We start from the raw sequence: 25,030 nt of genomic DNA on the forward strand, positions 1-25,030 counted from the left end.
GGGTATGAGTACGTTAGTGAAGCCCGGTAACGGGGCGTCGCCTGCCGCGAGCAGAATCAACGGCCCGGCAGTGCTGGGTTGGGTGCTGCACAACGTGGTGTGGATCTGGTTGATCGCACTGGTGGCGCTGTTCGGCACCTTCAACGAGTTTTTCTTCACCCTGTTCAACCTGCAGAACGTGATGGTGCAGGCCACGGTGCTGGGCACCCTGGGGTTGGCGGTGGCGTTGCCGCTGCTGGTGGCGGAGATCGACCTGTCGATTCCAGCCAATGCCGGGTTCTCGTCGGCGGTCGGCGTGCTGGCCTATTCCGACTGGGGCCTGCCTTGGTACCTGGCGGTGATCATCGGCTTGCTGGTGGGCACTTTGATCGGCTTCTTCAACGGGCTGTGCATCACGCGTCTGAAGATGGTGTCGCTGATCGAAACCCTGGCGATGATGATCATCCTGCAAGGCGCGCTGCTGGCGCTGACCCAGGGCACCACGCTGACCAACATGTCTGACGGCTACATCTGGATCGGCCAGGTGACGCTGGGCGGTTGGCCACTGATGCCGGTGGTGTTCCTGATCGCCCTGGTGGTGATGGGCGTGGTGCTGCGGCGCACGGTGCTGGGGCGTTCGATCTACGCGGTGGGCGGCAACCCGATTGCGTCGAACTCGGCGGGTATCCGCGTGGACCGGGTGAAGATCATCACCTACACCATTTCCGGTTTTCTCGCGGCGCTGGCCGGTTTTCTGCTGGCCTCCTGGCAGATGGCGATCACCTCGAGCCAGGGTTCCAGTTACCTGCTGTACGCGATTGCCGCGCCGATCATCGGTGGCGTCAGCGTGTTTGGCGGACGCGGCAACGTGAAAGGCGTGCTGGGCGGTGTCCTGTTGCTGACCGTGATTCAGGTCGGCCTGGCAATCGTGAATGTGCCGTCGTTTTATGTCGGCATGATCGGCGGCGTGATGATCTTCATCGCGGTGGCCATCGACGCCATCCGCGTGCGTTATTTCGGTTAATCCACTTCAACTTCGGGAACTGCCCATGTCTTTCACTCCCCACGGCAAACACCTTATTGCAGGCGAATGGGTCGCTGGCGACAGCAGCTTTTCCAATGCGCCGACCCAGGGCCCGGCCCAATGGTTTTCGGCGGGCAGCGTCGAACTGGTCAACCGCGCCTGCGAGGCCGCCGAAGCGGCGTTCTGGAGTTTCGGTTATTCGAACCGGGAAGCGCGGGCTGCGTTATTGAACGCTATCGCCGATGAAATCGAAGCGCGGGCGGCGATCATCACCACCGTCGGCGCGCTGGAAACCGGCCTGCCGGAGGGGCGCTTGCAAGGTGAGCGTGGGCGCACGGTGGGGCAGTTGCGCTTGTTCGCCTCGCATATCCTGGCGGGCGATTACCTGGACCGTCGCCACGACGTGCCGCTGCCGGACCGCCAGCCGTTGCCGCGTCCGGACATTCGCCTGATCCAGCGCCCCATCGGGCCGGTGGCGGTGTTTGGCGCGTCGAACTTTCCGCTGGCGTTTTCCACGGCGGGCGGCGACGTGGCCTCGGCCCTGGCCGCCGGTTGCCCGGTGGTGGTGAAGGGGCACGAAGCGCATCCGGGCACCAGCGAGATTGTGGCCGAAGCGATTCATGCGGCCATCCAGACGTGCGACGTGCACCCTGGCGTCTTCAGTCTGGTGCATGGCGGCTCGCGGGCAGTGGGGCAGCGGTTGGTGCAACACCCGTTGATCAAGGCGGTGGGCTTTACCGGTTCGCTCGGCGCGGGCAGGGCGCTGTTCGATCTGTGCGCCAAGCGCTTCGAGCCGATTCCGTTTTTTGGCGAGCTGGGCTCGGTGAACCCGATGTTCCTGATGCCCCACGCCGTGGCGGCGCGGGGTCAGGAGATCGCCAAGGGCTGGGCCGGTTCGCTGACCCTGGGCGCGGGACAGTTCTGCACCAACCCTGGGGTGGCCGTGCTGGTTGAGGGTGAGGCCGCCAATGGGTTTATCGAGGCATCGGTGAGCGCGCTGGAACCGGTCGGCGCCCAGGTGATGCTGACCGATGGCATTGCCGCTGCCTACCGTGACGGGCGTGACCGCGTGGCGAATGCCGTGGGCGTGCGCGAAGTGCTGTCCAACACCTGTGAGCTGCGCCAGGCGAAGCCGTATCTGTTTGCCACCACGGGCCGTGAATGGCTGGCCAATGCATCGCTGGGTCACGAAGTCTTTGGCCCGCTGGGCCTGGTGGTGACGGTGAAGGATGGCGACGAGCTGCTGGAAGTCGCGCGTTCGCTGGAAGGTCAACTGACCTGCACGATTCATCTGGATGCCGCTGACAGCGCCGAGGTCAGCCGCTTGTTGCCGATCCTGGAGCGCAAGGCCGGGCGCATCCTCGCCAATGGTTTCCCGACCGGTGTGGAAGTGAGCGAAGCCATGGTGCACGGCGGACCCTACCCGGCGTCGACCAACTTCGGCGCCACCTCGGTGGGCACCCTGGCGATCCGCCGGTTCCTGCGGCCAGTGAGTTACCAGAACATCCCCGAGGCCCTGTTACCCGAGGACCTGCAACAACAGTAAATGACTGTGGGAGCTGGCTTGCCTGCGATAGCAGTGGGCCAGGCAATTTTTTATCGACTCTGCCGCCGTCTTCGCAGGCAAGCCAGCTCCCACAGGGGATCTTCGTCGCTGCCAATCCCCTGTGGGAGCTGTCGAGCTTCAGCGAGGCTGCGAAGGCGGCCTGTAAGGCGCCATCCATCTGGCCTAGTGCCCGTGGCTGCGGCCCACATGGGAGTGCTCGGCCTCGCTGGCGACCACGCTGCCACTGACTTCCAGTCGCTGCAGAATCCCGCACTCCGGCCCGCCACCACAGCGCTGGCGCAGGTCCAGCAATTGGTCTTGCAGGGCCAATAGCCCATCGATCCGCGCCTTTACATGGTGGATATGTTCGTCGATCAGCGCATTCACGCTTTCACACTGATCCTGGGGGCTGTCGCGCAGGCTGAGCAGGCTGCGGATTTCTTCCAGGGTCATGTCCAGGCTGCGGCAGTTGCGGATGAAGATCAGTCGTTCGGTGTGCGCCTGGGTGTACACGCGGTAGTTGGCGTCCGTGCGCGCGGGGGGCGGCAACAGGCCTTCCTTTTCGTAGTAACGGATGGTTTCCACCTGACAGTCGGTCAGTTTCGCCAATTCGCCGATCTTCATTGCAGCAATCTCCAAATGGATGCTTGACCCTATAGTGGCTACAGGGTCTTTACTTGGCAACAGGCACCTTTACGGACGCGACAGAATGAGCGATTCCCTGCACACCCCGCACAAGCATGATCATGACCACGATCATGGCCCCAAAAAACTCACCCCCGTGCACGCCCATGCCCACGGCGGTTCCTGCTGCTCCGGCACGCCAGCGCCTGCATGGGTACAACTGAGCGAAGCCCCGACCGCCGGATCCCGGCTGAGCACCTTTCGCATCGAAGCCATGGACTGCCCCACCGAGCAGACGCTGATCCAGAACAAACTCGGCAAGCTCGCCGGTGTGCAGCAGCTGGAATTCAATCTGATCAACCGCATCCTCGGTGTCACCCATGACTTGCCGAGCACCGCGCCGATCATCGACGCGATCAAATCCTTGGGGATGCAGGCCGACCCTATCGAAGAAGGCGCGCCCGCCGCCGCACCGACGCCAAAGAAACACTGGTGGCCGCTGGCGGTGTCCGGCGTTGGCGCCCTGGGTGCCGAAGTACTGCACTTCACCAACGCCGCACCCACTTGGGTGATTGCGCTGGTGGCATTGGTATCGATCCTCAGCGGCGGCCTCGCCACCTATAAAAAGGGCTGGATCGCCCTGAAAAACCTCAACCTGAACATCAACGCGCTGATGAGCATCGCCGTGACCGGCGCGGTGTTGATCGGCCAATGGCCAGAAGCGGCGATGGTGATGTTTCTGTTCACCGTGGCCGAACTGATCGAAGCCAAGTCCCTGGACCGTGCGCGCAATGCCATCAGCGGTTTGATGCAGATGACGCCGGAGCAGGCCACCGTGCAGCAGGCCGACGGATCCTGGATTGAACAGGGCGTCAAAAACATCGAAATGGGTGCCATCGTGCGGGTAAAGCCCGGTGAGCGTATCGGCCTGGACGGTGAGGTCACTGCCGGCCAATCCACGATCGATCAGGCGCCGATCACCGGTGAGAGCCTGCCGGTCGAAAAGACCGTGGGCGATAAAGTCTTCGCGGGCACCATCAATCAGGCCGGCTCCCTGGAATTCAAGGTCACGGCGGCGGCCAACAATTCGACCCTGGCGCGGATCATTCACGCGGTGGAGCAGGCCCAGGGCGCGCGGGCGCCGACCCAGCGCTTCGTCGACAGTTTCTCGAAGGTCTACACCCCGGCGGTATTCCTGTTCGCCCTGGGCGTGGCGTTGGTTCCACCACTGTTCATGGCTGGCGCCTGGTTCGACTGGATCTACCGCGCGCTGGTGCTGCTGGTGGTGGCATGCCCCTGCGCGCTGGTGATTTCCACCCCGGTGACCATTGTCAGCGGGCTGGCGGCGGCGGCGCGCAAAGGCATCCTGATCAAGGGCGGTGTGTACCTGGAAGGCGGGTACAAACTCGACTATCTGGCGCTCGACAAGACCGGCACCATCACCCATGGCAAGCCGGTGCAAACCGACTACCTGGCGCTGTTTCCGAATCTCGAAGACAGTGCGCCGGCCCTGGCCGCCAGCCTGGCCGGGCGCTCCGATCACCCGGTGTCGCTGGCCATCGCCGCTGCTGCTGTGGATAAAAACCTGCCGACCCACATTGTGGATAACTTCGCGGCCCTGGCCGGGCGTGGCGTGCGCGGCGATATCAACGGCGAAACCTACCACTTGGGCAACCATCGCCTGGTGGAAGACCTGGGCCTGTGCTCGCCAGCCCTGGAAGAAAAACTTTTCGCCCTGGAAAAACAAGGCAAGTCCGTGGTGTTGCTGCTCGACAAGTCCGGCCCGCTGGCGCTGTTCGCCGTGGCCGACACGGTCAAGGACAGCAGCCGTGAAGCCATCCAGCAGTTGCACGCGCTGGGCATCAAGACCTTGATGCTGACCGGTGACAATACCCACACCGCCCAGGCCATTGCGGCCCAGGTCGGTATCGACCAGGCCCAAGGCGACCTGTTGCCCACCGACAAGCTGCAAGCCATCGAAACCCTCTACGGGCAAGGGCGCCGCGTGGGCATGGTCGGCGACGGCATCAACGACGCCCCGGCCCTGGCCCGCGCCGAGATCGGTTTTGCCATGGCGGCAGCCGGCACCGACACCGCCATCGAGACCGCCGATGTGGCGCTGATGGACGACGATTTGCGCAAGATTCCGGCTTTCATTCGGTTGTCGCGGCAAACGTCGAGTATCCTCAAGCAGAACATCACCTTGGCGCTGGTGATCAAGGCGATCTTCCTGGTGGTGACGTTCCTGGGCATGGCCACCATGTGGATGGCGGTGTTCGCCGACATGGGCGTGGCCCTGCTGGTGGTATTCAATGGCCTGCGCCTGTTGCGCAAATAGTCGATGAGAGGGTGATGTGCTGAGTGCCGAACTGAAGGCGTTTTACAGGGTCGCCCGCCTGGGCAGCATTACCCAGGCGGCGAAAAAACTCGGCCTCAGCCAGCCCACGGTCACCACTCAGATTCGCAACCTGGAAAGCCAGTACGGCGTCGAATTGTTCTACCGGGGCGGCCGCCGCCTCACCGTCAGCGACGACGGCGCGCGCCTGCTGCCGATGGTCAAGGCGCTGTTGCAGCAAGAAGCGGACATCGAGTTTTTCCTGCGCAACACCGGCCAGGTCCAGGGCGCATTGAGGATTGCCGCGACGGCGCCGTACTACATCCTCGATCTGGTCAAAGCCTTTCGCGAGCGTCTGCCGCAGGTGGAGGTGTCGGTGGAAATCGGCAACTCCCAGCAGGTGCTGGAGGCGTTGGACGACTACCGTGTCGACGTCGCTGCATCGTCCCAGTTGCTCGAAGATCCGCGCCTGATCCGCCGCGTGCTGGGCACCGACCCGCTGGTGCTGGCGGTACACCGCAACCATCCCCTGGCCACACTCGAGCATGTGCCGTTGACCGCGCTCGCCGGCCACACGCTGTTGATGCGCGAGGCCGGCTCCACCACGCGACGGCTGACCGAAGCATTGCTGCAAGGCGCCGGCGTGAGCCACGGCCCGCTGCTGGAAATCGGCAGCCGGGAGTCGATTCGCGAGGCGGTGCTGCGCAACATCGGCATCAGCATCATTGCCCGCCAGGAAGTGCCCCATGACCCGCAATTGCGCGTGCTGACCATCGAAAATGCGCCGCAGATTCCGGAATACCTCTACTGCCTCAAGGAGCGCAAAGGCGCGCGCTTGCCGGCGGCGTTCCTGGGGTTGGCCCAGGAAATGTCGCCGCTCTGAACCCGATCAGGTGCGCCGGGCCAGGCTGAAACTCAACAGCGCGCCCACCGTCAGAAAGCCCGCGATGCACAAGCACGAGACGATGAACGCGTGGCTGATGGCCGCCGGCTCCGTACTCCCGCCCACCAGCGTGTAGAACACGCCGCCGATCACCGCGACGCTGAGCGAGGTGCTGATTTGCAGCGCGGAGCTGGCGATGCCTGCGATCATGCCGGAAAACGCCGGGGCGACGCGGCCCGTGATCATGCGCATCACGGTCGGCAGCGCCAGGCCCTGGCCGAAACCGACGGTGAACAGCACCGCGCCCAGTGCCACCGGGTGCAGGTGCGCGCCGGTCGGTGTGCCTGCGATCAACCAGGCCAGGATGACCAGCCCGAGGACTTCCAGGCACATGCCGATGCCATTCACGTATTCGCCCAGCAGGCGCAAAGCCACGGGTGTCGACAGCGGCCCGAGCAAGAAACCCGCACCAAACGGCAGGAACACCAGCCCGGCATCCAGGGCGCTGACGTGCAGGGCGCCTTGCAGGTAAATCGAGAACAGCAAAAAGAACACGCCAATGGCGTACAGCGTCAGCGCCACCAGCAGCGCGCGGCCCAGCCCCGGGGCGCGCAGTGCGGCGGGATCCAGCAGCGGTGCGCCGCCGGTCCGGGCCAATCGCGATTCATATCGCCAGAACCCGCGCAGCAGCAGCGGCACCGCGATCAGCGACAGCCAGGACCACCAGGGCCAACCGGCCTCGCGCCCCTCGATCAACGGCACGATCAACGCGCCCAGGGTCAGCATCGACAGGGCCATGCCGCCCAGGTCCAGCTTGTTGGCGTGTTGTACGCGCAGGTCTTTGAGCAGGGGAACCCCCAGCAATAGCACCAGCAGCGCCACCGGCAGGTTGACCAGAAAGATCGCACGCCAGCCCAGCCCGAGAACGTCCTGTGAAATCAGGATGCCCCCCAGCGCCTGGCCGACCACCGCCGCCAGGCCGAATACCGCGCCGTACAGGCTGAGTGCGAAGGGCTTTTGTGTGTCGTGAAACAGCACATGCACCGCGGCGAGTGCCTGCGGCGCCATCACCGCAGCCGTGATGCCTTGCAGCGCGCGCCCAGCCACCAGTGCCCAGGGCGACCAGGCCAGGCCGCACAGCGTGGAGGCGGCGGCAAAACCGATCAGCCCGGCGAGAAACACTCGGCCACGACCGAACAGATCCCCGAGCCGACCACCGGTGATCAGCGTCACCGCATACAGCGCGGCATACGCGGAAATCACCAGTTGCTCGGCCGAGGACGAGGCGCCCAGGTCCGTCTGGATCGAGGGCAGGGCCACGTTGACGATGAAGAAGTCCAGCGGCGGCAGAAAGGCGCCCACCAGCAGCACGGCAAACATCGCCCAGCGGCGTGTGTCGGTTGAAGCGACAGCGACTTGAAGCATGGGTTGTCTCCAAAGGGAACCGAAGGGTTCCGAATGCGAACCTATTCTGAGGACCCCGGGCTTGCGACGGGACTGCCATTGCTGCATCTTCGCTGTTCATATTTGTACGGGCATCGGCATGGAATGGAATGACTTGCGCGTGTTTCTGGCGATCGCCCGCAGTGGTTCGCTGGGCGCGGCGGCCAAGCAACTGGGAGTGAGCCATCCCACCGTCGGGCGGCGTTTGCAGGCGCTGGAGCAGCTCAATGGGCAGGTGTTTTTCCGGCGTACCAGCCAAGGGCTTGTGCTGACGGCGGCGGGTGAGAGCATTCTGTTCCTGGCGCAGGAAATGGAACGCAGCGCCCTGGCCATCGAGCGGCGTATCGCCGGCGGTGGCCATCAGCCCGAAGGCTTGTTGCGGATCTCGTCGGCGGATTGGTTCGCCGGTTATGTCCTGGCGCCGGTGTTGGGCGAGTTGCTGCGCCGTTATCCGCTGATCGTCCCGGAAGTGATCGCCGCGCACCGGCTGTTCGACCTGGCGCGGCGCGACGCCGACATTGCCTTCAGGATCGTGCCGTTCACCGAGCCTGACATTGTGCAGCGTCGATTGACGACCATGCCCTACGGGCTTTATGTCGCGGCTCACGCGGATTTTTCCCCGGGCCCGGAGGGTGAGGGGCTGGGGCTGATCCTGATGAACACCGCGCAGTCCCATTACCCCGATGTGCTGTGGCTGCAAAAACGCTACCCCCGCGCAAAAACCCGCTTCACCAGCAGCAGCCGTACCGCACAGGCGCGGATGTGTGCGCTGGGGCTGGGCGTGGCGGTGTTGCCGCGAGCGTTGGGCGACCAGTCGCCTTTGCTGCGGCGCCTGGACGTGGGTGAAGCGCCGCCGGGGCGTGATATCTGGATGGGCTATCACCAGGACATGCGCCAGATGGACCGGCTGCGGGCCCTGGCCGACCTGGCCGCCGAGATGATTGGTGGCGACGGCGCCGACGCGCCGGCGGGATAAACCCTACCCAAATTCACCAATACCACTATCACTCCCTTTTGCCTTTCTGCCACAAGGGGGACGCATTGCCTGCCTAGCATGGCCTTCATCCGTTCGATGAGGTGCCTTGCATGAACACAGCCCTGAGCCAACCCGGCGCACCGATGAAGGTGCGCGGTATCCAGAAACGCTTCGGCGCCTTTACCGCGCTGGACAACGTGTCCCTGGACGTCGCCGCCGGTGAGCTGGTGTGTCTGCTGGGGCCGTCCGGCTGTGGCAAGACCACCTTGTTGCGTTGCATCGCCGGCCTTGAGCGCCAGGACAGCGGCGAGCTTTACCTGGGCAGCCGGGATGTTTCCCGACTGGCACCGCAGGCGCGGGACTACGGCATTCTGTTCCAGTCCTACGCGCTGTTTCCCAACCTCACCGTTGAAGCGAATATCGGCTACGGCCTCACCGGCAGCGGACGTGATGAAGTGCGCCAGCGCGTTGGCCAGATGCTCGAACTGGTGGGCCTGGTCGGCAGTGAAAAGAAATACCCCGGCCAGCTTTCCGGCGGTCAGCAGCAACGCGTGGCCCTTGCCCGGGCGCTGGCGCCGGCACCCTCGCTGTTACTGTTGGACGAGCCGATGTCGGCCCTCGATGCCCGCGTGCGCGAGCATCTGTGCACCGAGTTGCGTCAACTGCAACGGCGCCTGGGCATCACCACGCTGATGGTCACCCACAACCAGGACGAAGCCATGTTGATGGCCGACCGCATCGCCGTGATGAACAACGGCAAGGTCGAGCAATACGCCACCCCCCAAGAGATTTACGACCGCCCGGCCACACCGTTCGTGGCCGAGTTCGTCGGCCAGGGCAACTGGCTGCCGTTCAGCCGCAACAGTGCCAGCCACGCCCAGGTCGGCGGGATGAACATGCGCCTGGCCGACGATGCCGGCCAGGCCGCGTCCGGGCGTCTGTTCTGCCGCCCGGAGGCGATCAGCGTCAACCCGCCGGTGCATGAAGAAAACCTGTTCCCGGCCAAAATCCGCGAGATCACTTTCCTTGGCAACCGTTGCCGCATGAGTTTCGAGCTGGCACAACTGCCTGGTCATCCGCTGCTGGCCGAACTGGCGCCCGAAGCCATGCCGCGCCTGGGCGCCCAGGATATCTGGGTGGCCCTGCCGCCGCGCAGCCTGCAGGTGTTTGCCTGAGATGGCGGCGGTCATGACTTTGCCGCGTCAGGTGTCCCGTGCCGAAGTCGGCGACCGTCTGTTCGTCGTCGGCGGCAAGCTTGTGTGGTTGGTGCTGTTGGGTGTGGCGGTGTTGCTGCCGTTGCTGGCGATCTTCTGGCGCGGCTTCAGCAGTGAGGCCGGACAGGGCGGTGGTCTTGTCGCCGCGCGGGAACTGATCGCGAGCGACAATTTCCACTGGCTGCTGGGTAACAGCCTGAAGGTTTCCCTCAGCGTGGCGGCCATCGTCGTACCCCTGGCCTACCTGTTTGCCTACGCCCTGCAACGTACGCTGATCCCCGGCAAGGCGATCTGGCGTGGCCTGTCATTGCTGCCGCTGATGGCGCCGTCGATGTTGCCGGGTATCGCGCTGGTGTACCTGTTCGGCAATCAGGGCCTGTTGCGTGGCCTGCTCTCGGAGAATATCTACGGCTTCTGGGGCATTGTGCTCGGTGAGGTGATCTACACCTTCCCACACGCCTTGATGATTTTGCTGTCGGCGCTGTCCCTGGCCGATGCGCGGTTGTTCGATGCAGCCTCCAGCATGGGCGCAAGCCCGGCCCGGGCGTTTCGCAGCATCACCTGGCCGGCCACGCGCCAGGCGGTGTTCGCCGCGTTTTGCCTGGTGTTTACCCTGACCATCACTGACTTTGGCGTGCCCGTGGTGGTCGGCGGCGATTACCAGGTGCTGGCGCTGGAAGCCTACAAAGCCGTGGTCGGCCAGCAGCAGTTCGGGCGCGGCGCATTGATCGGCATGGTGTTGCTGCTGCCGGCGCTGTTCAGCTTCGGCATGGATGCGTGGCTGCGTCGTCGTCACGGTGATTCGATGAGCGGGCGCGTCCAGGTTTTCCAGCCGACGCCGTCGCGCACCCGAGACGCCTGCTATCTGGCGCTGGTGCTGTTGATCTGCGCCGCGTTGCTGCTGGTGTTCGGCATGGCGGTGTATTCGTCGCTGGTCAAATTCTGGCCGTACAACCTGTCGCTGTCGCTCAACCACTACCAGTTCGAAGACACCGCCGGCGGTGGCTGGCTGGCCTATCGCAACAGCCTGACCCTGGCGCTGTGCACGGCATTGATCGGCAGCGTGCTGATCTTCACCGGCGCCTACCTGATGGAAAAGACCCGCGATCAGAAGGGCCTGAACCTGGCGTTGCGCTTGCTCAGCTTCGTGCCGATGGCCGTGCCCGGCCTGGTGCTGGGCTTGGGCTACGTGTTCTTTTTCAACCTGTCGGGCAACCCGCTGCATGTGTTCTACGGGACCATGGCTCTGTTGGTGGTGTGCACCATTGCGCACTACCTGACCACTGCGCAGATGACGGCCACCACGGCGTTGCGCCAGCTGGACGCCGAATTCGAAGCCGCCGCGCTGTCCCTCAAGGCGCCGCTGTACCGCCATTACCTGCGCGTGACCGTGCCGATTTGCCTGCCGGCGTTGCTGGACATCGTGCGCTACCTGTTCGTGTCGGCGATGACCACCGTGTCGGCCGCGATCTTTCTCTACAGCCCCGACACCATCCTCGCCGCCGTCGCCGTGCTGAACATGGACGACGCCGGCAACGTGGGCGGCGCGGCGGCCATGTCGACCTTGATTCTGTTCACCTCAGTCGGCGTCTCGCTGCTGCTGGCGTGGGCCTCACGTGGCGCGTTGCGCCGCTCTCAAGCCTGGCGCCAGACCGCGCCCGGCCACTAAACATCCCTGAAGGAGGTGCTTCATGTTCAAGCCCCTGGCGCTGGTCGCTGCCGTACTCACCGCATTCAGCCTGAATGCCTTCGCCAAGACCGAACTGACCGTGTACACGGCCCTCGAAGCCGAGCAGTTGAAGAGCTACAAAAAAGCCTTCGAGCAGGCCAACCCGGAGATCGAGATCAAGTGGGTGCGCGACTCCACGGGCATCATTACCGCCAAGCTGCTGGCCGAGAAAGACCGCCCGCAAGCTGACGTGGTCTGGGGCCTGGCGGCTTCCAGCCTGGCGATCCTCGACCAGCAGGGCATGCTCGACAACTACGCGCCCAAAGACCTGGACAAGATCGGCAAAAACTACCGCGACACCGCCAACCCGCCGGCCTGGGTCGGCATGGACGTGTGGGCCGCGACCATTTGCTTCAACACCGTCGAAGCGGAGAAACAGGGCCTGACCAAACCGGTGAGCTGGCAAGACCTGACCAAGCCTGAGTACAAGGGCAAGATCGTGATGCCCAACCCGGCGTCGTCCGGTACTGGCTTCCTGGACGTCAGCGCCTGGTTGCAGACCTTTGGCGAGAAACAGGGCTGGCAGTACATGGACGACCTGCACCAGAACATCGGTCAGTACGTTCACTCCGGTTCCAAACCGTGCAAGCTGGCCGCGTCGGGCGAGTTCCCGATCGGAATCTCCTTCGAATACCCGGCCGTGCAGTTGAAGCGCCAGGGCGCGCCGCTGGACATCATCCTGCCCAAAGAAGGCCTGGGCTGGGACATCGAAGCCACTGCTGTGATGAAAGGTACGAGCCACGCCGATGCGGCGAAAAAACTGGCTGACTTCTCGGCCAGCACTGCGGCCATGGACCTGTACAAAGACAACTTCGCCGTCCTCGCCCAACCGGGCATCGCCAAGCCGCAGACCGAACTGCCGGCGGACTATGAACAGCGCTTGATCAAGAACGACTTTGCCTGGGCGTCGAAGAACCGCGACAGCATCCTGGCCGAGTGGCGCAAGCGTTATGACGGCAAGTCGGAGAAGGTGGCCGGTCAGTAAGTTTTCGTAAGGGCTGACGGCCTCTTCGCGGGCAAGCCCGCTCCCACATTTGAATGTGTTCACAAATCAAAATGTGGGAGCTGGCTTGCCTGCGAAGGCGGCTTCGAATTCAGGACATCTCTCCATGACACAACACAATGACCTACTGATCGTCGGCGCCGGCATCCTCGGCCTGTCCCACGCCTACGCCGCCGCCAGGCGCGGCCTCAAGGTCAAGGTCTTCGAACGCAGTGCCACGCCGCTGGGTGCTTCGGTACGCAACTTCGGCCAGGCCCTGGTCACCGGCCAACCGCCGGGGCCGATGCTCGACCTGGCGCGGGAAAGCCGTGACATCTGGGCGCACTGGGCACAAGTCGCGGGTCTGCAACTCAAGCGCAACGGCGCGTACCTGTTCGCCCGCACCGAAGCCGAAGAGCATCTGCTGGAAGCCTTCTGCGCTGGTCGCGCTCAACGGCACGGCTACAACGTCGAACTGCTGCAAGGTTCGGCGATGAAAGACCTGTACGGCGGCCAGTTCCGTCATCACCGCGCGGCGCTGCACGGCAAGGACGATCAACAGCTGTATTCCCGCGAGGCAATCCCGGCGCTGATTCACTACCTGAGCCAGACGCTGGGTGTGGAGTTTCACTTTTCGACGCTGGTACGCGATGTCGAGCCCGGCCAACTGCACAGCACCGCGGGCAGCTTTCGGGGGACGCAGATCATTGTCTGCGCCGGTCACGATTACCAGACCTTGCTGGCCGAGGCCCTGGCCGAACTCAACCCGAGTCTCTGCCGCCTGCAAATGCTGCGCGCACGGCCGGCGGTGAACCTGAACTTGCAACACGCACTGCTGACCGGCCTGAGCTGCGTGCACTACGGCGCGTTCGCCGACCTGCCGGAGGCGGCACCGGTGCAGGCACAGATCCTGCGCGATGCGCCGCACCTGCATGAGCATGGGATTCACTTGCTGATCAGCCCGACGCCCCATGGCGAGCTGATTATCGGCGACTCCCACGACTACGGCAGCGATGCCTCGCCGTTCAATGCCGAGCAGGTCGATGACTGGATGATCGAACTGGCCGAGCAGACCCTGGGCTGCAAGGTTCAGGTGGTGGAGCGTTGGCAGGGGGTGTACGGCTCGCGCGGGCCGGGACCGTTTTCGTTCCTGCAGGTGGCGCCGGGCGTGAGTGCGGCCTTGATGCACACCGGCGTGGGCATGAGTGTGGGGCCGGCGATGGCCGAGCGAAATATCACGGCAATGTGGGGAGAGGCGACATGAACCGGGAACAGACGATTGCCGAGGTCTTCGGCTTGTATGAACAGCACGGCACGGCGGATTACATCGGCGAGCCGGTGTCGCAGATCGAGCATATGTCCCAGGCTGCGCAGCTCGCGTTGGCGGAAGGGTATGACGATGAAGTGGTGCTGGCGGCGTTTTTCCATGATATCGGCCATCTCTGTGGTCAGGGCGGCGAGAACATGGGCGGCTACGGTGTGGTCAGCCATGAGCGGCTGGGGGCGGATTACCTGCGCCGCGCCGGGTTCAGCGAGCGCATGGCAAAGCTGGTGGAATACCACGTGCAAGCCAAGCGCTACCTGACGTTCAGCCAGCCGGACTATTACGCGCGCTTGAGCGAAGCCAGCCGCCGTACCCTGGGGTATCAGGGCGGCGTGATGAGCGCCGAGGAAGCGCACGCGTTCGAACAGGACCCGCTGTGCGCCGTCAGCCTGCGCATGCGCCACTGGGACGAACAGGCCAAGGAAATGCACGTGCCGGTGCTGGACCTTGAACTGCTCAAGGCCAAGGCCCGGCAACTGCTGGCGGCTTAGGTTTCGTCCAGGCGCCGGGCCAGGGCTTCGACCTGTTCCTGGCGTTCGGCCTGGCTGAGTCTGGCGTGGGGATTGAGGGACGACCATTGCGGGTGGGCTCGCGCCTTGTGCAGGGCGTCCGGCAACTTGCCTTCGCGCCAGGTTTTGTCCTGGGGCGTGTCGACCTTGATGCTGTGCAGTGCCGCGTGCCCGCGCAGGTTCAGCGCCTTGAGCAACTGGCGCTGGCGCAGGGCGAGCAGGCGCAGCACGCTGTCGTCCACGGTCAGCTCGCGCTGGCCCTTGAGCTTGCCCAACAGACGGCCACCGTAGCTGCGCGCGGTTTGCAGCGCGCCACCGGCAATCGCACCGGCGATGGCGGCGGCGCCGAGGGTCAGGCCGCCGACCAGCAGGTCCACACCCGCTCCGGCAGCCGCGCCGGCAGCGATGCCACCACCGACGCGCACGCCGAGTTGCTTGAGGGTTTCAGGGTTGAACAGGTCGTCACCCCAGCGGCCATCCAGCAGCGGCAAGTCGCTGGCGGCGGCATCCTGCGGGCGAAAGCCGTACAGCTTGAGCAGGGCCTCCACGCATTTCTGCTCGCGCTGGCGCACGACTTGGCGCAGATCGCCGATGGCCTGTTGCTCATTTTCGATCACCACGCTGCGACGGCAGGCGGCGCAGTCCAGCAGCAACTCGGCAATCAGCCGCGCGGCACTCTGCTGGCGGGCCAGGCGTTGGGCTTCCTGGTCGAGAATCAGGCGCTCCAGTTGTGGCCGGGCGTTTTCCAGCAGCAGGGCGAGGCTTTCATACAGGCGCCGTTCGCCGTCTTCCGGTGGCGCCACACTGTCGAATCGCACCAGGGCATGCAGGCCGAGGCGCGCGAGGGCTTCACGCCAGTCCGGTTCGCGGTGTTCGTTGCTGCTGACGAAATTGAGCACCGGCAGCAATGGCTTGCCACAACTGGCCAGCACTTGCAGCTCATCACGGTATTTGGCCAGCACCGGTTCGCGGGCGTCGATCACATACAGGCCGGCGTCCGACGCCAGCAACTGGCGCAGTACCTTGGCTTCCTGTTCGAACCGTTGGCGCGCTTCGCTGCCCTCCAGAAAGCGCGCCAGGCGGGCCGGGCCGTCGAGGCGTTCACCCGGGCGGTCCTGGCGTTCGAGGTAGTCGAGCAGGGCGATGGCGTCTTCCAGGCCGGGCGTGTCGTACAGCTCCAGCAAGGCTTCGCCGTCCACCGACAGGCGCGCGCCTTCCACATGCCGCGTGGTGCTGGGACGATGGGAGACTTCGCCGAAGCCCACGTCACGGGTCAGCGTGCGCAGCAGCGAGGTCTTGCCGACGTTGGTGTGGCCGACCACGGCGAGTTTCAACGGTTTAGTCATGACCGGTCTCCAGCCAGTTCAGCGGCGCACAGTCGGCGAACGGCAGTTCAAGCTGTTGCAACGCGGCGTGCCAGTCGCCCAGTCGTTCGGCGTCCAGTGCCTGGCCGGCGGGCGCTTGCAGCAGCCACACGCGGGTGGCCGTGGCGCTACGGGCCAGTTCGCCGATCAACGCCAGGCTGCCGCGGTCCGGCGAACGGCGCGGGTCGCAGGCAATGGCCAGGCGCGCAGGCGGGAAGCGCGTGAGCTGTTCCAGCAGTGTGTGGCGTGATTCGCGGCTGTCGAGGATGCCGGCGTTCTTCACACCGGCGGGCAGTTTGGGTGGCCAGGGATGTTGGTCGTCCAGTTCGATGGCCACCAGCAGGGCGCCGCTGCTCTCCAATTCACTGACGCCGCCGCTGACGGGGTGCAATTGTTCCGGCGCGGCGTCGTTGATCCCAAGGCGTTCGCTGCTCGGCATCAAGCGTTCGCGCAAGTGGCTGTAGCCGGGCAGGTTCAGGTCCAGGCGCAGGACCGCGCGCCCGCGCTTCCAACGCCACAGGCAGAGCAGGGCGAGGATCAGGCGCGGCAGCAAACCGTAGACCAGCAGCACGCCGACCAGCCAGGCCGCCCAGGCCTGGCGGGCGCTTTCGATATTCAGCGCGGCATCGCCGCTGGCGCGGACCATCTCGACGGTCGGCACGTTGAAGCCCAGCCAGGCCGGCAGTGTGCCGAGCGCCTGGGTGACGGCGACGAAGGTGTCGGCACCGAGAATGGTGGTTTCCCACACAAAGCCGTAGCGTCGGGTGGCGAGCAGTGTCAGAAGAATCACCAGGGCGCTGAGCAACGCCAGCAGCCACAGGCTGTTGACCAGTACGCCAACGGCCCAACGATTGAGTTTCTGCCGTTGCAGCAACAGTAAAAGCGCCGGCGCCAGTTGCGCGGCCTTGGCGTCGCGGGCGAGCTTTTCGCTGAGCCAAAGCCACAACCGCCCAAGGCTGGCGCTGTGTTCTCCGGCGAACAGCAAACCCAGTGCCCAGCTGACCAGCAGGATCAGGTTCAGGCCCAGCAGGCTGCCCAATGCCCAGAACACATTCACCGGGGTCAGACCGTCACCCAGCGCAGCGAAGGCCAGGCCGGCGCCGCTGATCACAGCGACAATCGCCAGCAGCACCAGCGCCAGGCGCGCCCCTTGCAGCCAGCGGGTGAGGGCGGCGGTCAGGCCATCGCGCTCGGCCAGGTGCAAGGCACGCTGTTGGATGCGTGTCGGCAGGTCGCCTCCGGCCGCGCGGGCCAGGCGGTTGGCTTCCAGGTCATCCAGGTTGCCCGCGTGTTCTTCGCGCAGGCGCACGGTTTCGGTCAGCCAGAGTTTGTGCAGCGGATTCAGTGCAGTCACGCGCCTTCCTGTTGAGCCAGTGAGGTCTGAGCATAACCGCTGGCTTGCACCTCTGGTATTCTCGTCGCCATGAAAAAAACTCTCCCTTTAAGCCTGATCGCAGCCCTCGGTGAAAACCGTGTGATCGGCGTCGACAACAGCATGCCCTGGCATTTGCCGGGGGATTTCAAATATTTCAAGGCCACCACCCTGGGCAAGCCGATCATCATGGGGCGCAAGACCTGGGATTCCCTGGGCCGACCGCTGCCAGGGCGCTTGAACCTTGTGGTCAGCCGTCAGACCGATCTTGAGCTTGAAGGTGCGGAAGTTTTTCCGTCACTGGAGGCTGCCATCGAGCGTGCCGAGGCCTGGGCGCTGGAGCAGGGCGCGGACGAACTGATGCTGATCGGCGGCGCGCAATTGTATGCGCAAGGCCTGGCGCAGGCGGATCGGCTTTATCTGACGCGGGTGGCGTTGAGTCCGGAGGGCGATGCCTGGTTTCCGGCGTTTGATTTGAACCGGTGGAAGCGGGTGTCGAATCTGGAGAACCCGGCGGAAGGCGACAAGCCAGCGTACAACTTCGAAGTCTGGGAAAAACGCTGATTGTAGTGAGCGGGCTTGCCCCGCTCACTACAAGGTCGCCGTCAGGCTTGGGCCAGTTCGGCATGCTCATCGGCATTGAGCAACGCTTTATCTGTCTGCCCCATGATCTGGCTGGTAATCGCCCCTGCCGTCATCGAACCATTCACGTTCAACGCTGTGCGGCCCATGTCGATCAGCGGCTCCACGGAAATCAGCAGCGCCACCAGTGACACCGGCAAGCCCATGGCCGGCAATACGATCAGCGCGGCAAAGGTCGCACCGCCGCCTACGCCCGCCACGCCGGCCGAGCTCAAGGTCACAATCGCCACCAGGGTTGCGATCCACAGCGGGTCCAACGGGTTGATACCCACGGTTGGCGCGACCATCACCGCCAGCATGGCCGGGTAAAGGCCGGCGCAACCGTTCTGGCCGATGGTGGCGCCGAACGAGGCGGCAAAACTGGCGATGGATTGCGGAATGCCGACACGGCGCGTCTGCGCTTCAATGCTCAGCGGGATCGCCGCCGCGCTGGAGCGGCTGGTGAAGGCGAAGGTCAGCACCGGCCACACCTTGCGCAAGAAGCGCAGCGGGTTGATCCCGGCCACGGCCAGCAGCAGGCCGTGCACCCCGAACATCAGGCCGAGGGCCAGGTACGAGACCACCACAAAACTGCCGAGCTTGATGATGTCCTGCAGGTTGGAGCCGGCCACCACTTTGGTCATCAGTGCCAATACGCCGTAGGGCGTGAGCTTCATCACCAGGCGCACCAGTCGCATCACCCAGGCTTGCAGGGTGTCGATGGCGTTGAGCACTTTCCGGCCTTTTTCCACGTCGTCCTTGAGCAGTTGCAGCGCGGCGACGCCCAGGAACGCGGCGAAAATCACCACGCTGATGATCGACGTCGGTTTAGCCCGCGCCAGGTCGGCGAATGGGTTCGACGGCACAAACGACAGCAGCAATTGCGGGATATTCAGGTCGGCGACCTTGCCGGCGTAATCACTCTGGATGACTTGCAGGCGGGCCATTTCCTGGGTGCCGGCCACCAGGCCCTCGGCGGTGAGGCCGAACAGGTTGGTCAGGCCAATGCCGATCAGCGCCGCAATCGCGGTAGTGAACAGCAGGGTGCCGATGGTCAGGAAGCTGATCTTGCCCAGGGAAGCAGCGTTGTGCAGGCGCGCCACGGCGCTGAGGATCGAGGCAAACACCAGCGGGATCACGATCATCTGCAGCAGTTGCACATAACCGTTGCCAACCAGGTCGAACCAGCCGATGGAGGCCTTGAGCACTGGGTTGCCATCGCCGTAAATCGCGTGCAGGACGGTGCCGAACACCACGCCGAGCACCAGCGCGAGCAACACTTTTTTGGCCAGGCTCCAAGTGGTGCGGCGGGTTTGTGCCAGGCCCAGCAGCAGGGCCACGAACACCAATACGTTGAGGATCAGGGGCAGATTCATTGAAGCTCCATGTGAGAGTGCAGCCAATCGCGTGAACCTGCGATTGCGAACCGAAAATGCTAACAGCTTGAAATATATGAATTTAATACCGATATGGAATGGCCACTGTCGCTTTTGGAATAAGCCCGTGGCGCTCTCGCACATGGCGGTGGCGCAATCACGACGCAAGCGGTCGCGCTCGGGCGGTGACTGTCATATGGATTTGTTAGCGTCGATGTCTTTAACTCAGGGAGAAAACGCCGATGAAGCTCGCACCGAGACTGTTTGCCGCTGCGCTGTGCCTGGGCCTCGCCAGCCAGGTGATGGCCGCCACCGAGTTGAAACACTGGCCGGCGCCCGCCGCCAAGCAACTGAATGAAATGATCGCCGCCAACGCCAACAAGGGTAACTTCGCGGTGTTCGACATGGATAACACCAGCTACCGCTACGACCTCGAAGAGTCCCTGCTGCCCTATCTGGAAAACAAGGGCCTGATCACCCGCGACACCATGGATCCGTCGCTCAAGCTTATCCCCTTCAAGGACACGGCCGACCATAAGGAAAGTCTGTTCAGCTACTACTACCGTCTCTGCGAAGTCGACGACATGGTCTGCTATCCCTGGGTGGCGCAGATCTTTTCCGGCTTCACCCTCAAGGAACTCAAGGGCTACGTGGATGAGCTGATGGCCTCGGGCAAGCCGGTGCCGGTCACCTATTACGAAGGTGACGTGGTGAAAACCTCCGAAGTACAGCCGCCGAAAGTCTTCACCGGCCAGGCCGAGCTGTACAACAAGCTGATGGAAAACGGCATCGAGGTGTATGTGATGACCGCCGCCGCCGAAGAGCTGGTGCGCATGGTCGCCGCCGACCCGAAGTACGGCTACAACGTCAAACCCGAGAACGTGATCGGCGTGACCACCCTGCTCAAGGACCGCAAGACCGGCGAACTGACCACCGCCCGCAAACAGATCGCCGCCGGCAAATATGACGAGAAGGCCAACCTCGACCTGGAACTCACCCCGTACCTGTGGACCCCGGCGACCTGGATGGCCGGCAAGCACGCAGCGATCCTCACTTACATCGATGAATGGAAAAAGCCGGTGATCGTGGGTGGCGACACCCCGACCAGTGACGGCTACATGCTGTTCCACGATGTGGACGTGGCCAAGGGCGGCATCCACCTGTGGATCAACCGCAAGGACAAGTACATGACCCAGCTCAACGGCATGATGGCCAAGCACGCGGCGGCGCAGGCCAAGGAAGGGTTGCCGGTGACGGCGGACAAGAACTGGGTGATCGTCAAGCCTGACGAGATCCAGTAACACCGGGTCGTCTGCATCGCAGGCAAGCCAGCTCCCACACTTGATCGGGTTCACACGGTCAAAATGTGGGAGCTGGCTTGCCTGCGATGGCTCCCTAAAGAACACTCCAAAACCCACAGTAAAAAATAGATATCAATTGCGAACCAATCTCATCTTCTGCTAGCGTGCGCACTTCCTGAACCCCCGTTCTTCTCAAGGTAGTGCTGTGCCCTCCTGGAATTCGCAGATCGCGCGTCTGTTCGCGGAGCAGAAGAAAGCCCTCGAAGCGTTCGTCACGCGCCGCACCGGCAGCGCACAGGTGGCTGCGGACCTGACCCAGGAATCGTTCCTGCGCCTGGCGCGTCTCGACTCCGGCGAGAAGATCGACAACCTCCCGGCCTTCCTCTTCACCATTGCCAGCAACCTGGTGCGTGATCACCAGCGTCAGGCGATTCGCCGCGAGCGTCTGGACGCCGGCGAACCCAGTGAAGAATTGCCTTGCACCACCCCAGGCATCGACGAGCAACTGGCCGTCTATCAGCAGGAGCAACTGATGCAGGACGCAATCCTGGCGTTGCCCGAAGCGACTCGGCGGATCTTCCTGCTTTATCATGTCGACGAACTTTCCTATCGCGAGATTGGCGAGCGCCTGTCGATCACTCCGCGCAGTGTGGAATACCAACTGCGTCGTGCCCTGATTGAATGCCGCGCCTACATCAAGACGCGACTCGCCAGCGACACACAAGGACGTCGGTCATGACCGCTGCACACACTGCCGACGCGCTGTTCGAACAAGCCTGCGGTTGGTATTTCCGCCTCCAGGCCGAGGATGTCACGCCGGCCGAAATGGAGGCCTTTGCGGCTTGGCTCGGACAGGGCCAGGCTCAGGATGATGCCTGGCAGGAAGTGCGGGCGATGCTGGGTGGTCTGCGTGAACCGGCGCGGGTGATCCGTCGCACCGAACAGGCCGCCTGGCGCAAGCCGCTACGACGCTGGGCCTGTGCCGCCGCCGTGTTGCTGACGGTGGGGCTGACTGTGCAGAACACCCCCTGGCTGGACCGCCTGCGCGCGGATTACGCCACCACGACCGGTGAGTCGCGCACGGTCGACCTGGCTGACGGCTCTCGGTTGCAGCTCAACACCGACAGTGCGGTGCAAGTGCGTATGAACGGCGGTGAACGCCAGATTCGCCTGCTGCGCGGTGAAGGTTTTTTCAGTGTGACCAAAGATCCCGCGCGGCCTTTCGTGGTGCAGTCCGGTGAGGGCTGGGTGAAGGTGGTGGGCACCCAGTTCAGCGTGGCGCGGCGGGATGCGCAGACGCGGGTTCAAGTGGCGCAGGGCAAGGTACAGGTCAGTGCGGGCAACGGTGAGCCGGTTTACCTGGAACCGGGGCGGGCGGTTGAGTATCAGGGCCAGCGTCTCGCCGCCATCCACGGGTTCGACCCGGCCAGCGGCTTCGCCTGGCGCCAACGCCAACTGGTGTTCCGCCAACAACCGCTGTCGGAAGTGGTCAGCGAGCTGAACCGCTACTGGCCTGGCAAAACCCTGGTGCTGGGCGAAGCGCTGCGCAATCGCGTGGTGTCTGGCGTGTTTGAAATCGACAAGCCCGACGCCGTGATCAAGGCGTTGGAGTACACCCTCAATCTGCATGCCGAACACTACACCCCGTATTTGCTGGTGTTTCGTGAAGGCAAAGCGTCCTGACGGCAACTTTCTCAAAATATTTTCAGGGTTTCCCGGAACGCCATCGTCCTTGATCACTGAGGCGCAAATAGTAAGCACTCTCAAGTAGTGCGGCGCCGATCACTGACTTTTTGCACTGGGGAGCACCATCCATGGCACACCGATACGCCGCACGGCCTTTGCTGGCACTGGCCATTTCCATGGCCTGCGGTACTGCGCCGCTGTACTTGCAGGCCGCCGAGACCACTCAGGCTCAAACCTATCGTTTCGATATTCCAGGGCAGAGCCTGGATGGTGCGCTGGCGGCATTTTCGGCGGTGACGCGGGTTCAGGTGCTGGTGTCGGGTGAATTGACCCAAGGTGTGGTTTCGCCCGGAGTGCATGGCAATCTCGGGCAGCGCGAAGCCTTGGGCAAACTGCTGGCGGGCACCGAACTGAGCGCGGCGTTCATCAACGCGGACACGGTTACTCTGGAGAAACGCGTGGACACAGGCGGTGCCCTTGAAGTGGGCGCCACCACCATCAGCGCCGAACGCCTGGGTACCACGACCGAAGGTACCGGCTCCTATACCACGGGGGCCGTGACCCTGGGCAAGGGTGAGCAGAAACTCAAGGATATTCCGCAGTCGGTCAGCGTCATGACGCGCAAGCAGATGGATGACCAGAACACCACCAAACTGTCCGAAGTGGTCAAGCGCACGCCGGGCCTGACGGCGACCAAATCCCCCGGTCCCGGCCTGTTCATCTTCTCCCGTGGCTTCGAGGTCGGCACGCTGCAATACGACGGCGTGGGCATCCCGCGTAATACCTACACACTGGGCAGCTATCTCACCGAGAACATGGCGATCTACGACCGTGTCGAGACGCTGCGTGGCCCGGCCGCCTTGCTGCAAGGCGCCAACAGCCCCGGCGGCACCATGAACCTGGTGCGCAAGCGCGGCCAGCAAGCGCCCACCGTGACCGTCACGGCCAAGGCCGGCTCCTGGGACCATTACGGCACCCAAGTGGACGCCGGTGGCCCGCTCAATGCCGAAGGCACCTTGCGTGGCCGGTTCGTGGCGGATTACGACACCACCCAATCGTTCGTCGACTACGCGGGCGGCTGGAACCAGACGGTCTATGGCGCCGTCGACTATGACTTCACCCCGGACACGACGGTCGGCGTAGGCATCAGCAACCAGAAGGGCCATTCACGCCCCAACTTCATGTCGTTGCCCCGTTATGCCGACGGCAGCGACATTGGCCTGTCGCGCTCGACCTTTGTCGGCGCCAGCTGGAACCGCGCCGTCAATAACCAGACCCAGGTGTTCGCTGACCTGGAGCATCGCTTCAATGACGATTGGAAAGTGAAGGCCGCGCTGGTCGCCATGGATGAGCACAACGACGCGACTTACCAGGCAACGTGGGACACCGTCCCCAACCCCGGCGACACGGGGGACGTGCGCTACATCGACTGGGTAACCGACTTCAATACCAAAAGTCGCGGTGCGGATGTGTACGTCAACGGCAAGTTCGACGGGCTGGGCTTCCAGCAGGAAGTGGTCCTGGGCGCGAACTATTCCAAACTGACCACCAACGATCAGTGGGCGCGGGCGGCAACGGCGGGGGCGGATATTTTCAACATCGACCACAATCGCCCGCAGCGCGATAAATACCAGTTGTTCCAGGCGGGAAACGCGTCGAAGAGCTGGTACGACATTCGCCAGAAAGGCCTCTACGGCACCTGGCGCGTCAAGGTGCTGGACCCGCTGACCCTGATCCTCGGGGCGCGCAGCAGTTGGTATGAGTACTCCTACATTGGCCAGAGCGGTCGCCAGGGTGTGTATAACGCGCCGGAAGAAAGCACCACGCAAACCTCCGGCAAAGTCACGCCGTATGCCGGCCTGGTATACGCCCTGAACGATGAGTGGTCGGCCTACGCCAGCTACGCCGACGCGTTCGAACCGCAAACCAACCTGACCACCTCCGGTTCGCTGCTCAAGCCTATCGAGGGCAAGAACTACGAGCTGGGTATCAAGGGGGAATTGGCCGATGGTCGGCTCAACACCTCGTTCGCCATCTTCCGCTACGATCAGGAAAACCGTGCTGTCCAGGATCTGCAAGGGCCGATGAACTGCAATGGCTGGTACTGCTCGGTGGCCTCGGGCAAGGTGCGTAGCCAGGGCTTCGAAGCCACCTTGGGCGGTGAAGTGTTGCCGGGGTTGCAGCTGGTTTCCAGCTACACCTACAACACCACCAAATTCCTCAAGGACGACACCTACGAAGGCAAAGTCTTCAGCACCTGGACGCCCAAGCATTTGCTCAAGGTCTGGGGTGACTACCAACTGCCGGGGGATTGGCACAAATTCAGTGTCGGGGCAGGGGTGACAGCGCAAAGCAGTACCGTGGCGTATGACCGTACGTTCGATGTGCCGGGCAATGCCCTGTGGGATTCGCGGGTGGCTTACAAGATCAACCAGGAATTCACCGTTGCGGCGAACCTGAACAACCTGTTCGACAAGAAGTACTACATCCCGGCGTACAACGCGAACTGGGGCAGTAACTACTATGGTGATCCGCGTAACGTGATGTTCACGATGACCTACACCCCGCAGTTCTAAGCCTTATACATAACCCTTGTGGGAGCGGGCTTGCTCGCGAATGCGGTACTTCAGTCATGCATGTGTTGACTGACACTCCGCCTTCGCGAGCAAGCCCGCTCCCAAATTTTGATCCTCAGCACCCTGAAGGTTTCTTCAGGCAAAAAAATGCCCCGCACCTGGCGGG

General features: G+C 63.6%; 20 protein-coding genes. 15 read left to right on the forward strand and 5 right to left on the reverse strand.

Annotation, left to right across the window (positions count from 1 at the left end):
• Positions 1 to 4 precede the first annotated feature (4 nt).
• Entirely contained in the window at positions 5 to 1,003 is a 999-nt protein-coding gene (locus ACW9IB_RS20745; protein ID WP_457368442.1) for an ABC transporter permease, read from the forward strand.
• A 25-nt stretch (positions 1,004 to 1,028) separates the two neighbouring features.
• Positions 1,029 to 2,549, forward strand: coding sequence for an aldehyde dehydrogenase (NADP(+)) (locus ACW9IB_RS20750; protein WP_457415288.1), 1,521 nt, complete (start codon positions 1,029 to 1,031; stop codon positions 2,547 to 2,549).
• A 183-nt stretch (positions 2,550 to 2,732) separates the two neighbouring features.
• Here the strand turns inward: ACW9IB_RS20750 and cadR are convergent, their stop codons facing one another.
• Positions 2,733 to 3,173, reverse strand: coding sequence for a Cd(II)/Pb(II)-responsive transcriptional regulator (gene cadR, locus ACW9IB_RS20755; protein ID WP_457368440.1), 441 nt, complete (start codon positions 3,171 to 3,173; stop codon positions 2,733 to 2,735).
• Positions 3,174 to 3,258: 85 nt separating this feature from the next.
• On the opposite strand from cadR, the gene ACW9IB_RS20760 reads away from it, so the two are divergent.
• Both ACW9IB_RS20760 and ACW9IB_RS20765 read left to right on the forward strand, forming a co-directional pair.
• Complete coding sequence (locus ACW9IB_RS20760; RefSeq protein WP_457415291.1) at positions 3,259 to 5,511, forward strand: heavy metal translocating P-type ATPase; 2,253 nt, start codon at positions 3,259 to 3,261, stop codon at positions 5,509 to 5,511.
• Positions 5,512 to 5,527: 16 nt separating this feature from the next.
• Positions 5,528 to 6,391 (forward strand): LysR family transcriptional regulator, encoded by an 864-nt coding sequence (locus ACW9IB_RS20765; protein ID WP_457368438.1) that lies wholly within the window; start codon positions 5,528 to 5,530, stop codon positions 6,389 to 6,391.
• A gap of 6 nt (positions 6,392 to 6,397) precedes the next feature.
• On the opposite strand, the gene ACW9IB_RS20770 is transcribed toward ACW9IB_RS20765, so the two are convergent.
• Positions 6,398 to 7,816 carry an MFS transporter gene (locus tag ACW9IB_RS20770; protein ID WP_457415294.1) on the reverse strand — a complete coding sequence of 473 codons (1,419 nt, stop codon included), beginning with the start codon at positions 7,814 to 7,816 and terminating at the stop codon, positions 6,398 to 6,400.
• Positions 7,817 to 7,934: 118 nt separating this feature from the next.
• Between ACW9IB_RS20770 and ACW9IB_RS20775 the strand changes: the two genes are divergently transcribed.
• From ACW9IB_RS20775 to ACW9IB_RS20800, 6 genes are all read left to right on the forward strand, one after another.
• Positions 7,935 to 8,810, forward strand: coding sequence for a LysR family transcriptional regulator (locus tag ACW9IB_RS20775; protein WP_457415295.1), 876 nt, complete (start codon positions 7,935 to 7,937; stop codon positions 8,808 to 8,810).
• Between the two features lie 110 nt (positions 8,811 to 8,920).
• Positions 8,921 to 9,985 carry a putative 2-aminoethylphosphonate ABC transporter ATP-binding protein gene (locus tag ACW9IB_RS20780; protein WP_457368435.1) on the forward strand — a complete coding sequence of 355 codons (1,065 nt, stop codon included), beginning with the start codon at positions 8,921 to 8,923 and terminating at the stop codon, positions 9,983 to 9,985.
• Position 9,986: 1 nt separating this feature from the next.
• Positions 9,987 to 11,693 (forward strand): putative 2-aminoethylphosphonate ABC transporter permease subunit, encoded by a 1,707-nt coding sequence (locus tag ACW9IB_RS20785; RefSeq protein WP_457415296.1) that lies wholly within the window; start codon positions 9,987 to 9,989, stop codon positions 11,691 to 11,693.
• A 22-nt stretch (positions 11,694 to 11,715) separates the two neighbouring features.
• Complete coding sequence (locus ACW9IB_RS20790; protein ID WP_457368433.1) at positions 11,716 to 12,738, forward strand: putative 2-aminoethylphosphonate ABC transporter substrate-binding protein; 1,023 nt, start codon at positions 11,716 to 11,718, stop codon at positions 12,736 to 12,738.
• Positions 12,739 to 12,862: 124 nt separating this feature from the next.
• The gene (locus ACW9IB_RS20795; RefSeq protein WP_457415299.1) at positions 12,863 to 13,999 is read left to right on the forward strand and encodes a TIGR03364 family FAD-dependent oxidoreductase; all 1,137 of its coding nucleotides are present in this window, start codon (positions 12,863 to 12,865) and stop codon (positions 13,997 to 13,999) included.
• The gene (locus ACW9IB_RS20800; RefSeq protein ID WP_457368431.1) at positions 13,996 to 14,550 is read left to right on the forward strand and encodes a phosphonate degradation HD-domain oxygenase; all 555 of its coding nucleotides are present in this window, start codon (positions 13,996 to 13,998) and stop codon (positions 14,548 to 14,550) included. Before ACW9IB_RS20795 ends, ACW9IB_RS20800 begins: the two co-directional genes overlap by 4 nt.
• Here the strand turns inward: ACW9IB_RS20800 and ACW9IB_RS20805 are convergent.
• Together ACW9IB_RS20805 and ACW9IB_RS20810 are read right to left on the reverse strand one after the other, a co-directional pair.
• On the reverse strand, positions 14,547 to 15,914 hold the full coding sequence (locus ACW9IB_RS20805; protein WP_457415301.1) for a DUF3482 domain-containing protein: 1,368 nt from the start codon (positions 15,912 to 15,914) through the stop codon (positions 14,547 to 14,549). The genes ACW9IB_RS20800 and ACW9IB_RS20805 overlap by 4 nt on opposite strands.
• Positions 15,907 to 17,286 (reverse strand): DUF2868 domain-containing protein, encoded by a 1,380-nt coding sequence (locus tag ACW9IB_RS20810; protein WP_457415303.1) that lies wholly within the window; start codon positions 17,284 to 17,286, stop codon positions 15,907 to 15,909. Before ACW9IB_RS20810 ends, ACW9IB_RS20805 begins: the two co-directional genes overlap by 8 nt.
• Before the next feature lie 69 nt (positions 17,287 to 17,355).
• Between ACW9IB_RS20810 and ACW9IB_RS20815 the strand changes: the two genes are divergently transcribed.
• Complete coding sequence (locus ACW9IB_RS20815; RefSeq protein ID WP_457415305.1) at positions 17,356 to 17,868, forward strand: dihydrofolate reductase; 513 nt, start codon at positions 17,356 to 17,358, stop codon at positions 17,866 to 17,868.
• Positions 17,869 to 17,909: 41 nt separating this feature from the next.
• Here ACW9IB_RS20815 and ACW9IB_RS20820 read toward each other — a convergent pair whose 3' ends face one another.
• Positions 17,910 to 19,301, reverse strand: a complete 1,392-nt coding sequence (locus ACW9IB_RS20820) for an L-cystine transporter (RefSeq protein WP_457415307.1) — start codon at positions 19,299 to 19,301, stop codon at positions 17,910 to 17,912.
• A gap of 242 nt (positions 19,302 to 19,543) precedes the next feature.
• On the opposite strand from ACW9IB_RS20820, the gene ACW9IB_RS20825 reads away from it, so the two are divergent.
• The 4 genes from ACW9IB_RS20825 (at position 19,544) to ACW9IB_RS20840 (ending at position 24,864) form a co-directional block, all read left to right on the forward strand.
• A complete protein-coding gene (locus tag ACW9IB_RS20825; protein WP_457415310.1) occupies positions 19,544 to 20,602 on the forward strand; it encodes a haloacid dehalogenase-like hydrolase in 1,059 nt (352 codons plus the stop codon).
• Between the two features lie 205 nt (positions 20,603 to 20,807).
• On the forward strand, positions 20,808 to 21,341 hold the full coding sequence (locus ACW9IB_RS20830; RefSeq protein WP_457415312.1) for an RNA polymerase sigma factor: 534 nt from the start codon (positions 20,808 to 20,810) through the stop codon (positions 21,339 to 21,341).
• On the forward strand, positions 21,338 to 22,285 hold the full coding sequence (locus tag ACW9IB_RS20835; RefSeq protein ID WP_457415315.1) for a FecR family protein: 948 nt from the start codon (positions 21,338 to 21,340) through the stop codon (positions 22,283 to 22,285). The genes ACW9IB_RS20830 and ACW9IB_RS20835 overlap by 4 nt, the downstream gene beginning before the upstream one ends.
• A 131-nt stretch (positions 22,286 to 22,416) precedes the next feature.
• Positions 22,417 to 24,864, forward strand: a complete 2,448-nt coding sequence (locus ACW9IB_RS20840) for a TonB-dependent siderophore receptor (RefSeq protein WP_457415317.1) — start codon at positions 22,417 to 22,419, stop codon at positions 24,862 to 24,864.
• Positions 24,865 to 25,030 lie beyond the last annotated feature (166 nt).

Source organism: Pseudomonas sp. SDO524_S393 (genome assembly GCF_054071875.1).

What these genes read in the sequence shown, in the direction of transcription:
- ACW9IB_RS20785 (WP_457415296.1), top strand. Translation starts at nt 9,987, where the DNA reads ATGGCGGCGGTCATGACTTTGCCGCGTCAGGTGTCCCGTGCCGAAGTC.
- ACW9IB_RS20805 (WP_457415301.1), bottom strand. Translation starts at nt 15,914, where the DNA reads ATGACTAAACCGTTGAAACTCGCCGTGGTCGGCCACACCAACGTCGGC.
- ACW9IB_RS20800 (WP_457368431.1), top strand. Translation starts at nt 13,996, where the DNA reads ATGAACCGGGAACAGACGATTGCCGAGGTCTTCGGCTTGTATGAACAG.
- ACW9IB_RS20790 (WP_457368433.1), top strand. Translation starts at nt 11,716, where the DNA reads ATGTTCAAGCCCCTGGCGCTGGTCGCTGCCGTACTCACCGCATTCAGC.
- ACW9IB_RS20835 (WP_457415315.1), top strand. Translation starts at nt 21,338, where the DNA reads ATGACCGCTGCACACACTGCCGACGCGCTGTTCGAACAAGCCTGCGGT.
- ACW9IB_RS20760 (WP_457415291.1), top strand. Translation starts at nt 3,259, where the DNA reads ATGAGCGATTCCCTGCACACCCCGCACAAGCATGATCATGACCACGAT.
- ACW9IB_RS20770 (WP_457415294.1), bottom strand. Translation starts at nt 7,816, where the DNA reads ATGCTTCAAGTCGCTGTCGCTTCAACCGACACACGCCGCTGGGCGATG.
- ACW9IB_RS20795 (WP_457415299.1), top strand. Translation starts at nt 12,863, where the DNA reads ATGACACAACACAATGACCTACTGATCGTCGGCGCCGGCATCCTCGGC.
- ACW9IB_RS20815 (WP_457415305.1), top strand. Translation starts at nt 17,356, where the DNA reads ATGAAAAAAACTCTCCCTTTAAGCCTGATCGCAGCCCTCGGTGAAAAC.
- ACW9IB_RS20840 (WP_457415317.1), top strand. Translation starts at nt 22,417, where the DNA reads ATGGCACACCGATACGCCGCACGGCCTTTGCTGGCACTGGCCATTTCC.
- cadR (WP_457368440.1), bottom strand. Translation starts at nt 3,173, where the DNA reads ATGAAGATCGGCGAATTGGCGAAACTGACCGACTGTCAGGTGGAAACC.
- ACW9IB_RS20825 (WP_457415310.1), top strand. Translation starts at nt 19,544, where the DNA reads ATGAAGCTCGCACCGAGACTGTTTGCCGCTGCGCTGTGCCTGGGCCTC.
- ACW9IB_RS20780 (WP_457368435.1), top strand. Translation starts at nt 8,921, where the DNA reads ATGAACACAGCCCTGAGCCAACCCGGCGCACCGATGAAGGTGCGCGGT.
- ACW9IB_RS20750 (WP_457415288.1), top strand. Translation starts at nt 1,029, where the DNA reads ATGTCTTTCACTCCCCACGGCAAACACCTTATTGCAGGCGAATGGGTC.
- ACW9IB_RS20820 (WP_457415307.1), bottom strand. Translation starts at nt 19,301, where the DNA reads ATGAATCTGCCCCTGATCCTCAACGTATTGGTGTTCGTGGCCCTGCTG.
- ACW9IB_RS20745 (WP_457368442.1), top strand. Translation starts at nt 5, where the DNA reads ATGAGTACGTTAGTGAAGCCCGGTAACGGGGCGTCGCCTGCCGCGAGC.
- ACW9IB_RS20775 (WP_457415295.1), top strand. Translation starts at nt 7,935, where the DNA reads ATGGAATGGAATGACTTGCGCGTGTTTCTGGCGATCGCCCGCAGTGGT.